Source organism: uncultured Porphyromonas sp., assembly GCF_947254915.1.
Classification (GTDB): Bacteria; Bacteroidota; Bacteroidia; order Bacteroidales; family Porphyromonadaceae; genus Porphyromonas.
Genome location: NZ_CAMYEZ010000077.1, coordinates 1 through 10773, shown reverse-complemented (window position 1 = coordinate 10773; position 10773 = coordinate 1). Strand labels below are relative to the sequence as shown.

Below are 10773 nucleotides of genomic sequence, written 5' to 3'. Positions count from 1 at the left end.
TCCTGTGGAGAGGAGTAGGGAGCCGTAGTAGTTGTCGGGATAGCCATCGAGATAGTGGTAAGTGACGTAGGGCTGTCCGCTGGAGGTGATGAGATCTACCTTGTCCATCTCTCCCATGGCGGTAAAGATCTGCACGGCCTCCTCGGCAGGCACGGTGCGACGCTCGAAGGGCAGGTCTGCAGCAATGAGATGGTCAATGCGTCGCTTGACGAGGGCTAGTTGCTCCTCGGTAATCCCCTTGTCGCCACACTTGACTACGCTAAAGTAGCCCCCCGAGAGGGAGTGGCGTACGCTCAGATGGTAGTGGGGAAGCTCGTCGTGGAGCGCCTTGGCAAAGAGAAGGCAGAGAGAGCGCAGATAAGTGTGCCGACCGCTCTCCTCGGTGAGGCCGACGAACTCAACCTGACAGGACTCGCGGAGCCTCCAGTCGAGTGCTACGGTAAGGTTGTTGACTCGTGCATTGACAGGCTCGAAGCCGAGCGTCGTGCGGTAGCTCTGAGCTATCTGATAGAGCGTGGCTCCAGGGGGAACGCTCAGGTATTCGTCGAGATTGGTGCAGTATATAGATAGATTCTCCATAAGAATGTGGGAATTTGAACCAAAAGGTTAGGTTAGGCAGTCTAAAATCGCTACCTTTGCGTTGCGAAGTTACAAAATAGCTATCACCGAGCGACTATCATGAGTGGCACGAGATGGCTTAGTCGCATAGGAATGCGGTATGACTATGCGCCTTTAGCCTGAGCAATAGCTTGGGTGTGGGGGGCTTTCGCTCGATAATGATATACAAACAACGATATACTCATGACGTTTACTCTGTTTGACTTTATCTATCTGCTGGGCTCGCTAGGACTCTTCCTCTTTGGTATGAAGATCATGAGCGAAGGCATCCAAAAGGCTGCGGGCGATAGGATGCGTCAGATCCTCTCAGCGATGACCTCTTGGCGAGTCTTAGGGCTCCTCACGGGTGTCTTGGTGACAGCCTTGGTACAGTCGTCTAGCGCTACGACACTGATGGTCGTTAGCTTTGTCAATGCGGGGCTCCTCCAGCTAGGACAGGCGATCTCGGTCATTATGGGTGCCAACATTGGTACGACTGTCACAGCGTGGGTTATCACGCTCTTTGGCTTTAAGATAGATATATCGACCTTTGCGATACCGCTCTTTGCCGTCTCTATACCGCTTATCTATATGAAGCGAGAGCAACTTAACTCGCTCGGTGAGTTTCTCATCGGCTTCTCGCTCCTCTTCCTCGGCTTGCAGTTTCTCAAAGACTCTATGCCCGACCTGCAGAGCCATCCCGAGGCGCTCGCCTTCCTGCAGGGCTACACCGATATGGGCTTTGGGTCTATCCTGCTCTTCCTCTTGATCGGTTCGGTTATGACGCTGGTGGTGCAGTCGTCCAGTGCCACCGTGGCGATCACACTCATCATGTGTTCGAAGGGCTGGATCCCCTTTGAGATCGCTACGGCGATGATCCTAGGCGAAAACATCGGTACTACCATCACGGCCAATCTGGCAGCCCTCGGAGCCAATGTCAATGCGAAGCGTGCTGCGCTCTCTCACTTGCTCTTCAATGTCTTTGGCGTGCTACTCGTCTTGATCTTCTTCTTCCCCTTTACCAATATGATCGCCAACTGGCTCGTCAATATGGGCGTAGGAGATCCTCGTGAGCTATATGCCTACACCTCTCAGCTCACTCAGATCTACGACCCAGAGAGCATGAGTGCCATCGCCTCGACAGATACCTTAGCCGATCCAGCTCTAGCAGCAGCACAGGCGCAGATCATGAGCCTGGCTACGACGGTCTCGATAGGTCTATCACTATTCCACACTACCTTCAACTTGCTGAACGCCTTCGTCATGATTTGGTTCGTACCAGTCTACGTCAAGATCTGCCAGCGCGCTATCCCTGTGAAGAAGTCTAAGAAGGGGGCTACAGAGCAAACGCACCTACGATACATCCGTGCTGGTATCCTCCCGACGGGTGAGATCGGGCTACTACAGGTGCAGCAAGAATTGGCTGAGTACGCTAGTCGAGTCACGCATATGATGTCGTACTGTGAGGGTATGCTCAAGACGGACAACCCCGTAGACCTCAAGAAGCTCTACAACAAGTGCGAGCAAGAGGAGGATATATCTGATGCCGTCGAGGTCGAGATAGCGGACTACCTCAACAAGATCTCTCACACGGAGCTGGGTAGGGAGTCGCAGAGCGACATCCTCGTCTACTATCGTGTGGCGACCGAGATAGAGAGTGTAGCCGATGCGGCTGTGGGTATAGCGCGTGAGATCAATCGCTACCACCAGCTCGGTAAGAGCTACACCGATATGGTACGAAACAACCTCCTCCAGATCCATGTGATTGCTACGAAGACGGCTCTCAAGATGTCTGAGCTACTCCGTCGTGACAAGCTCTCGGAGGCGGACGCTCGTGAGAGCTATACACTGGAGAAGCAACTCAACGACCTGCGCACCTTGCTGAAAGCGCAAAACATGGACAACGTCCGTACGCAGAAGTACGACTACCCCGAGTCTGTAAGCTATATGGATCTCGTAGGCTACTACGAGCAGCTGGGTGACTACGTGCTCAACGTCGTCCAGGCCGCTACCAAGGGATAGGAGAGAAAAATCCTTTGAAGATTTGGACCTTATCGGGGAGCTGTGTCTGTTCGGTTCTAGTAGCTTTCCTTTGTATTACCTCAAAAGAGTATGAATAAAGGCGGGTGGCTACTACGATAGACATTTGTGTAGCCAGAGCCACCAAGCGAAGGATAGTCCATTCGTAGAGGTGGCTTCCCAAGGTACGTATCTAAGGACCGATTGGTATAGAGCGCCAGACATTAGCTCACGAAATCCTAAGGGGTCATCGGCTGCAAAAAGCGGATGCGGTATGCGTGTGCGAAGATACATTATATAGGGACGAACCCACTGCTTCATTCTGTAGGAGCTTTGTTGATACCTCTTGTACATAGAGACATCATCGTCAAATGCTATCCCAGCCTCTTGAAAGAGCTGGTCTGTTACCTCTTCATAGAGTCGCTTGCCTATGCGATAGCTGGCTGGTAAGCGGTGCATTATATGGCATAGCTCCTTGTCGATAAAGGGCATCCACACGTTGAGACCGAAGTAACGCCATCCTCGTGACGAGTTGATATAGTACTTCGGCATAATCTCTCTATTGCGAAACAGCTCAAATAAATCCTTTCCCGTTGCAACATGTGGATATTGAGCGAACATTTGCTTATGTATCTTCGCCAGCTGATGGACCTCTGAGCATCTAAGTTTACGATTGCCCCCCTCGTGAAAGCAAAGTAAGCGTGCATTTTTTGCTTCTCTACGCATCCCGTTGAAGAATCTCAAATGTAGATTGTCTCCTCCGATGACATCTCCATTGTGTCCAGGTAGTACTATAGCTGTAGGATATTCCTTTGCTAGAGCTCGTGCTGTAGAGTACTCGCCAAAGAAGTATCCCGACCCCAATCCACTTATGTAGCGCAGATAGTCTATGACATCGGCATCGGCTGTGTAGCCTTTGAGCCCATATCCCTCAGGTATTGTGCAGAAGTAGCGATGCGGGAAGCCCAGAGTCTGAGCTATCTCTCGAGCTCTTGCCACCTCGTACACATCTTCGGTACGTCCGTAGGTGCAGGTGATAGGCGTGAGCCCAATCTCTTTAAGAGCAAGAGCTATCAAACGAGAGTCTCGTCCTGCCGTGAGAGGTAGTATCACTGGATGTCCTGTCAAGACGGCACGCATACGCTGTACCGCTGTATGCCACGCTGTACGGAAGAGGTCTTGTGCCTCAGTATAGCTTACAGAGAGAGGCTCCCCTTCATACCAGCAGGAGTCGTAGCGTATGGTCTCAATGCTCCCTGTAGTCGCCTTAAAGTGGATGCCACACCCAGCTGGGATACGGTGTATGTCTGGGTGTAGCGTATGGTCTTCGGGCGTGAAGCCCCACTCTGAGAAGAAGAGACAGTCCTCTTCGGTCGTTGGTATAGGCGGTTCATCGTGGTGAAGCAACTTGAACCCGTTGTCGCAGATGCGTATGCGACCATCCTCTACTCGGTAGTAGAGAGCGTGTGAGGAGCGATGGTCTACGATGGCAAACGCATCCCTGTCCTGAGGCGTATCTTGACTAGAGTAATAGCTCCAAGACCCATTGAGAGCAGATGCTCGGAGGCGTAAATCCGAGGCGTCTGTGAGCGAAGCAAAGTAGCGTGTCAGGGCTTCGGCATCAAGGAGCTTGTCGCTAGGGTCCAAAAATGCAAATCCAGTAGCGTGTCCACTAAGAGACGACTCGTGTGCGTTCATAATGCCATACGAAGTAAAGTAAGAAGAGAAGATAGATTACCTGCTCTAGTGTGATGAGAAGATAGAAGTAGGGGATAAATTGCTCAAAGGTAAAGAACGAAAAGCCAGCTACTATGACGACTAGGTCAAATACTAGCATTACAATCTGGGCCGTCATATTGGCCTTTTGACGGCCGAAGATGTCGGGCAGTACGTTGAGTATAGAGGTGGCGAAGTTGGGGATCAGCATCGGTAGCATCCATGTGATAATGTAAGCTGACCACGTCCATCTCTCGCCCACCACGAGTGTAACTAGAGGTGTCATATAGTGAGCGAGGAGTAGCGCTAAGGGTATTCCGAAGAGGAGGGTTAATGCAATTAGCTTGTGTACCATCGGACGGAGAGGTGCACGCTCTCTAACCTGTTTGCTCATCCTCTCAAAGTACACACTGCCTAGATTCTCAGATATGAGCTGTAGAGGGCGACGTCCTAGCATAATAGCCATCGTTAAGAAGCCCACCTCCCGGGAGCTAAACTGTAGAGGAAGCATTAGTATCAGCAGGCTCCCCAAGAGGTTGTCTACTAGAGCTTGTGTCAAGCCATAGCGAGGGAAGCCTTGGTATTGCTTAGCTACTTGTATCACTGATCCCTCCGTCGGCTTGCGAAGCCCCTTACGGAGTGCCTGTGCAAAGAGAGAGTAGGGGGCAAAAATGGAGAGCAGTTGAGCAGCGATGAGCGATCCGACAGTTGCGGACAGAAGTCCGAAGAGTACCTTGAGTAGATTGTTCCCGACTCCTTTGATTAGTTGCATTTGAGCTAGACGCTTGTATTGTTGCTGTCGCAGGAGCCACTGTGCAGAGGCATTGTACCAAGCTAAGAGAAGTACATAAAGGGGGAGTAGGTATATCGTCCACCCGATCGGAGTCGTAGCCGAGAGAAAGAGCCCTCCGCAGAGAGATAGCGGCAGGAGTACGCCGATGGTAAAGTAAAGAGCTATGCGCAGAGCTAAGTGATAGAGTAGATTTGACTCCTCCTTGCGTGTCGCTACCACAATCCCCTGTTCGTAGCGTCCACACGCTATGATGGCGAGCAGTCCTCCCCAGGAGAGGAAGCTTCCCAACACGCCCATAGTCTCTTCGTGGTATTGACGTCCTACGATAGAGAGTAGAATCAGAGCTACTAATTGACCTGCTACACCAGAGCTTATCAAGCGTAGTCCTTCACGAAGTATTGATCCGCTTGTTTCTGGTGTGCGTTGTGATGAGTTCACTGCATCTTCTTGCTAGAAGGCGAGGAGCAGGTAGACGGCAGGCACAGCTAGGAGCAGGCTGTCTATGCGATCGAGGATGCCTCCGTGACCTGGGATGAGCTTGCCCGAATCCTTGACACCTGCCTGACGCTTGAGGCTACTCTCAAAGAGGTCCCCGATGGTGCCGAAGATAGCGACGACCGCAGCGATGAGCAAGATGCTCAGCCAGCTTAGCTCTGGGAATAGGAGCAGGCGCAGGATGACCGCTGAGAGGAGGGCGAGGAGGAGTCCTCCGATGGAGCCCTCAACGGTCTTCTTTGGAGAGATGCTTGGTGCCAAGGGTGTTTTGCCCCATCGTGAGCCGACGAGGTATGCACCCGTGTCATTGACCCATATGAAGATGAAGATGGCGAGCAGGAGCATCCCGTTGTAGTGCGTTATGGGGAAGAAGGGATTGATCGTAAGGGTTAGCCTAATGGCCAGCGCAAGGGGGACGGCAATGTAGAGCTGGCCTATGAGGCTGTTGCCGAGACTGGGGAGCATGTCCTTGTGCGGGAGGAATGTGGAGCGACAGACGACATAGAGGAGGTAGAGCATGTAAGGAATGTAGATGCCTAGACCAAGGGTGATCGCCATACCGCTCTGTGCCGTGGCGTAGAGGAGCCAAACGGCAGCTGCGCAGTCTAGCACGATGCGGAAGATGTAGGGGCGGTTGACTCGGGTGAGCTGATTGAACTCGATGAGCCCTGCCACCGCAAAGAAGGAGAGCAATACCCATAATCCCCAAACTATGGAGAGGGCTAGGACTAGCACGATGAGTGCTACATATATAGTTCCCGAGACAAGGCGAGTGGTGAAGTTCGACATGGTAGCGTTGTGTTCAGTAATTGTCGTGAGTTGCGTAGGACTTAATAAGTTAGTCGGGCAGAGAGACGCTCCGTGGGTGAGTATCTCTGTCCGACTGTCTAGATAGGACTATTCGCTTTCTGCAGGCTCCTCATCGTTTTTCTCCTCTGAGGAAGCGGGCGTAGTGTGGTCCCCCTCCTTTTTAATGTAGGGCGGAGGGGTAGCATTAGCTTGGCGCTGGGCACGGGCTGCTTCGTTGAGCGCATCGATCTCGTCCGAGCGGGAGGTCCACTGGCGCTTGCCGAGGATCGCCTCCACATCTTCTGTGTAGATCACCTCGCGCTCTAGGAGTAGCTCAGCCAGCTTGTGATGCTGCTCAGCGTACTGTGTCAGGAGCTCCTTAGCACGAGCATACTGTGTGGCAATGAGCTTGGAAACCTCCTGGTCAATGATGACTGCCGTTTCCTCACTGTACGGCTTTTGGAATGTATAGCCATCGCTCTGCAAGTCGGCGTAGTTGATGTTGGGGAGCTTGTCACTCATACCGTAGTAGGTAATCATAGCGTAGGCGAGCTTGGTGACACGCTCTAGGTCATTGGCAGCACCCGTCGAGATACGCTTGAGGAAAAGCTCCTCAGCCGCACGACCGCCCAGTAGCGAGCATAGTTCGTCTAGAAGCACCTGCGTATGGGTGATCTGACGCTCCTCGGGCATATACCACGCAGCGCCAAGCGCCTTGCCACGAGGCACGATGGTCACCTTGACCAAAGGATTGCCATACTCCGTCATCCAGCTGATGGTAGCATGACCTGCCTCGTGGATGGCGATGCTACGACGCTCGTCCTCGGTGATGATCTTGTTCTTCTTCTCCAGACCGCCGATGATACGATCCACAGCGTCCATGAAGTCTTGCTTTTCGATCGCCTGCTTGTCGTGGCGGGCCGCTATGAGCGCAGCCTCGTTGCAGACGTTTGCTATGTCAGCTCCCGAGAAGCCTGGCGTTTGTCGCGATAGTTGATCCACATCTACGTCTGCGCCTAGCTTGAGCCCCTTCATATGTACGAGGAAGATCTCCTTGCGGTCGTTCAAGTCGGGTAGGTCTACGTAGATCTGGCGGTCAAAGCGCCCAGCACGTAGGAGCGCCTTGTCAAGGATGTCCACACGGTTCGTCGCTGCGAGGATAATCACCCCGCTATTACCGTCAAAGCCGTCCATCTCGGTGAGGAGCTGGTTGAGAGTGTTCTCCCGCTCATCATTACTGCTGAAGCCGGCGTTCTTGCTACGAGCACGCCCCACAGCGTCGATCTCATCGATGAAGATGATACAGGGCGACTTCTCCTTCGCCTGCTTGAAGAGGTCACGAACACGGGAGGCGCCTACACCAACGAACATCTCCACGAAGTCCGAACCCGATATGGAGAAGAAAGGCACGTGCGCTTCGCCAGCGACCGCCTTCGCAAAGAGCGTCTTACCAGTCCCTGGAGGACCTACGAGGAGCGCTCCCTTGGGGATCTTACCGCCTAGCTTGGTGTACTTGTCGGGATTCTTGAGGAACTCAACAATCTCCTGTAGCTCCTGCTTAGCTTCGTGGAGTCCCGCCACATCGTCGAAGGTGACGTGCGACTCATTCTTGTCATAGAGCTTAGCCTTGGACTTCCCCACATTGAAGACCCCGCCAGGACCACCGCCCTTGCCTCCAGGACCACCGCTCATACGGCGAAACATCCATATCCAAAAGACAAGGATTAGAATCAGCGGAGCCCAGTTGAGGAGGACTATCCAAAAGCTGGCACTATCCGTCTTATACTGGACTGCTACAGCGATACCCTCCTTTTCAACAAATTCGTCAAAACGATCTACCGACGGGGGGACACACTTGACCTTATACTGAGTCTGGGTAATGCGAAAGGGGAAGCCCCGTTGCTCCAAGTTTTGCAGCTCCTGCTCGCTGTAGACCAGCCCCACCTTCTTAGGATTGATCGTAGCGACAGCCACTCCCTTCGTTTGGTTGACCTCTACCTTGGTAGCGACCTCCTTGCGGAGCAACTGCTGGAACTCAGTCCACCCCACCTCCTTACTATTCGTCGGTTGCTCGGACGGTAAGAAAAAGAGCATGAGCAGTATGAGTACAGCCGACAGGTAGATCCACATCGGATTAAAGCGACGCTTGCCACGTCGTGGGTCAGAACCCTGAGGGTCAGGAGTAGGAGCACCCAGAGGGTTTTTAATATGCTTATTCATCTATGTTCTCTTTCTAGTTCACCTCTCAAAAAGCGTACCACAACGCCCCTAGTAGACCTCTTGGCACACCTTTGCCCGCAAAGATACAAAATAACCTACTAGAGACTTCGTGCCCCGACAGCGGGACTACCCGTAGAGCCTTACGAGAGGAAGCCGAGGAGGACACCCGCAGCTACGGCCGAGCCGATGACGCCAGCCACATTCGGTCCCATCGCATGCATCAGCAGGTAGTTCGTCCGGTCGTACTTGACGCCCTCGATTTGCGATATGCGAGCCGAGTCAGGGACAGCCGACACGCCCGCATTGCCGATCAGCGGATTGATCTTGTTGCCCTCCTTGAGGAAGAGGTTCATCACCTTGACAAAAAGTACCCCCGAGCAGGTGGCTATAATAAAGGAGAGCGCACCGAGCATAAATATCTTCACCGAGTCAAGCGTGAGGAAGTGCGTAGCCTGTGTTGAGGCTCCCACCGTCACACCTAGTAGGATGGTGATTACGTCAATAAGTGGCTCACGAGCTGTGCGAGCTAGACGATCGCAGACGCCACTCTCCTTGAGGATGTTACCGAAGAAGAGCATCCCCAGTAGAGGCAAGCCCGAGGGAACGAGAAAGCCCGTCAGGAGCAGACCAAAGATCGGGAAGAGGATACGCTCTACACGAGACACCTTGCGGGGAGCCTTCATCCTGATGCGTCGCTCCTTATTAGTTGTCAGCAGACGCATGAAGGGTGGCTGTATGATCGGTACCAGCGCCATGTAGGAGTAAGCCGAGACAGCGATCGCACCGAGTAGGTCGGGTGCCAGCTTGGACGAAAGGAAGATAGCCGTCGGGCCATCAGCACCGCCGATGATACCGATAGCACCTGCAGCGTTTGGCTCGAAGCCCAGCTGCAAGGCGATCATATAAGCACCAAAGATACCAAACTGCGCAGCCGCACCGATCAGCATCAGCTTAGGATTGGAGATCAGTGCTGAGAAGTCCGTCATCGCTCCGATACCGAGGAAGATCAGTGGAGGGTACCACCCCTGTCTCACTCCTTGGTACAGGATGTTGAGGACAGAGCCCTCCTCGTAAATGCCGATCTGTAGACCCGCATCCTTAAAGGGTATATTGCCGATCAGCATACCAAAGCCTATCGGGATCAGGAGCAGAGGCTCGAACCTAAAGCGTATGCCGAGGAAGATAAATAGGGCACCGACCAGGATCATGATTACGTGACCCGTCGTCACATTGGCAAAGCCAGTGTAGGTAGAGAAGATCTCTATATTGTCAACAAGGAAGTTCCAGAAATTCATAAGGCTATCTCGTTAATCGCTTAGGTTCGTATCACGCTTTCAGACGCTTGCACTCCACCGTAGGACGCATCATCTGACTCTTGTCACTCCACGGCTCATAAGTCTGCGTGCGAGGACGTATAGTTAGTTGTCCAGGAGCCTCACCACCGCCCAGCTCTAGCTCCGTCGTCAGAGCCAGTGAGATGGCGACCGCCACGAGCGGATCTTCTGTCGTACTCGCGGTCGTTGTAGACTCACTGTGAGGTGCCTTGTAGAGCGCCTGCTTGCGATTCTCAAGGCGCATTGCCACGATCCCAATCAGCTTGTAGGCTAGGAAGAGGATTAGCAGACCCAAGAAGACCACCAGCATAGCAGTGACCGTCATGACGAAGCCATTGGGGTCAGCCTCTTGTAGGCGGTTGATCTTCTCGTTTTTGTCCTTGACCACATTGTTGGAGCCCGGCGTCGTGTGCTGCGTGATATGCCACGCCTTCGCAGGAGCTACCGTCCGCACACCATCATCGATACGAGCGTAGGAGTGATCAGCAGGGATTGCTGCGGGTATCTCCACCTCATCAATGATAGAGGAGCCATCGCTACTGACTAGAGCCAAGTAGTGTGGAGCTTCGGGCGTTAAGGTGAAGTTCAAGTGGGAAGTACCCCGCAGAGGCATCTCATCAGCAAAGAATACCACACTCTGTCGAGGCTTGATGATCGTCAGTATGTCTCCCTTGGGGATCATGTACTTCTTCAGATTCTGCGGATCATCCGTCAGGAAGCATCCCGCCAGGTCAATTGTCCCCGCCGAGGAGTTGTATATTTCGATCCAAGGGCTACGCTTGCCGTAGCTGTCTATGTAGTTATCTACAT

At 53.1% G+C, this 10773-nt stretch carries 7 protein-coding genes and 1 pseudogene; 1 reads left to right on the top strand and 7 read right to left on the bottom strand.

What is annotated here, in order from left to right; all coding sequences use genetic code 11:
- A pseudogene (locus Q0X57_RS05650) lies at nt 1–579 on the bottom strand (nucleoside kinase); the annotation flags it as partial.
- Nucleotides 580–801: 222 nt separating this feature from the next.
- Between Q0X57_RS05650 and Q0X57_RS05645 the strand changes: the two are divergent.
- Nucleotides 802–2619, top strand: coding sequence for a Na/Pi cotransporter family protein (locus Q0X57_RS05645; RefSeq protein ID WP_297728842.1), 1818 nt, complete (start codon nt 802–804; stop codon nt 2617–2619).
- A gap of 111 nt (nt 2620–2730) precedes the next feature.
- Here Q0X57_RS05645 and Q0X57_RS05640 read toward each other — a convergent pair whose 3' ends face one another.
- The 6 genes from Q0X57_RS05640 to Q0X57_RS05615 form a co-directional block, all read right to left on the bottom strand.
- On the bottom strand, nt 2731–4263 hold the full coding sequence (locus tag Q0X57_RS05640; RefSeq protein ID WP_297728840.1) for a hypothetical protein: 1533 nt from the start codon (nt 4261–4263) through the stop codon (nt 2731–2733).
- Between the two features lie 25 nt (nt 4264–4288).
- Complete coding sequence (locus Q0X57_RS05635; RefSeq protein ID WP_297728837.1) at nt 4289–5422, bottom strand: oligosaccharide flippase family protein; 1134 nt, start codon at nt 5420–5422, stop codon at nt 4289–4291.
- 153 nt (nt 5423–5575) lie between these two features.
- The gene (locus tag Q0X57_RS05630; RefSeq protein ID WP_297728834.1) at nt 5576–6409 is read right to left on the bottom strand and encodes a phosphatidate cytidylyltransferase; all 834 of its coding nucleotides are present in this window, start codon (nt 6407–6409) and stop codon (nt 5576–5578) included.
- Between the two features lie 108 nt (nt 6410–6517).
- A complete protein-coding gene (gene ftsH, locus Q0X57_RS05625; RefSeq protein WP_297728845.1) occupies nt 6518–8539 on the bottom strand; it encodes an ATP-dependent zinc metalloprotease FtsH in 2022 nt (673 codons plus the stop codon).
- Nucleotides 8540–8769: 230 nt separating this feature from the next.
- Nucleotides 8770–9924: a sodium ion-translocating decarboxylase subunit beta gene (locus Q0X57_RS05620; protein ID WP_297728831.1), complete on the bottom strand. Its 1155-nt coding sequence runs from the start codon at nt 9922–9924 to the stop codon at nt 8770–8772.
- A 31-nt stretch (nt 9925–9955) separates the two neighbouring features.
- Nucleotides 9956–10773 (bottom strand): OadG family transporter subunit (locus Q0X57_RS05615; RefSeq protein WP_297728828.1); only part of this gene is annotated, 818 nt, incomplete at its 5' end.

What these genes read in the sequence shown, in the direction of transcription:
- Q0X57_RS05635 (WP_297728837.1), bottom strand. Translation starts at nt 5,422, where the DNA reads ATGGGCGTGTTGGGAAGCTTCCTCTCCTGGGGAGGACTGCTCGCCATC.
- ftsH (WP_297728845.1), bottom strand. Translation starts at nt 8,539, where the DNA reads ATGTGGATCTACCTGTCGGCTGTACTCATACTGCTCATGCTCTTTTTC.
- Q0X57_RS05630 (WP_297728834.1), bottom strand. Translation starts at nt 6,409, where the DNA reads ATGTCGAACTTCACCACTCGCCTTGTCTCGGGAACTATATATGTAGCA.
- Q0X57_RS05620 (WP_297728831.1), bottom strand. Translation starts at nt 9,924, where the DNA reads ATGAATTTCTGGAACTTCCTTGTTGACAATATAGAGATCTTCTCTACC.
- Q0X57_RS05645 (WP_297728842.1), top strand. Translation starts at nt 802, where the DNA reads ATGACGTTTACTCTGTTTGACTTTATCTATCTGCTGGGCTCGCTAGGA.